1 protein-coding gene is annotated in these 612 nt (G+C 58.2%); it reads right to left on the bottom strand.

Annotated elements, in window-relative coordinates:
- A partial coding sequence (locus tag ACFI32_RS14830; protein WP_462627389.1) for an Ig-like domain-containing protein occupies positions 1 to 612 on the bottom strand: 612 nt, incomplete at both ends.

The following is a 612-nucleotide window of genomic DNA, read 5'->3' as shown; positions in this document are numbered from 1 at the left end:
AATGGTGGTGCTCCAGTTGCCGTTGCCATCAACGATGACGCTGCCAAGGACGCTGTTACCTGCACTGATCTCCACGGTTGTGCCTGCATCGCCCGTACCACTGACCACCACAGCGCCTGATTCAGCCGCATTGATGATGTCGTCACCAGCAATCGGGGTATCAAGGGTGACATTGATCAGTGTGTCTAACGTCACGCTTGCCGTCGCCGTAGCGCTGTTACCCGCAGCATCAGTGGCGGCGGCGGTTAAGGTCACGTCGCCATCATTTAGGCCAGTGACATCAATGCTGGTGCTCCATGTGCCGCCAGCACCAACCGTGGCTGTGCCTAATACGGTATTGCCCACACTGACCGTGACGGTGGCGCCCACTTCTCCTGTACCACTGACGGCCACGTCTCCCGCTTCAGCGGCGTTAATGATGTCGTCACCAGCAATCGGAATGGCGATGGTGACCTCAGGCGCGAGGGTGTCAACGTTAATGCTGACACTGTCGGTGTCGTTGTTTTCCGTGGCGATTAAGGTGTTGATGCCGTCGCCCAGTGTGGCCACATCCGCCGCATCTAAGGTGATGCTCCAGCGGTTGTTGGCATCAACAACGGCGCTGCCAAGTGG

It is taken from the genome of Psychrobacter sp. PSi21, from assembly GCF_054960615.1.
This window is presented reverse-complemented; position numbering and strand designations above follow the sequence as displayed.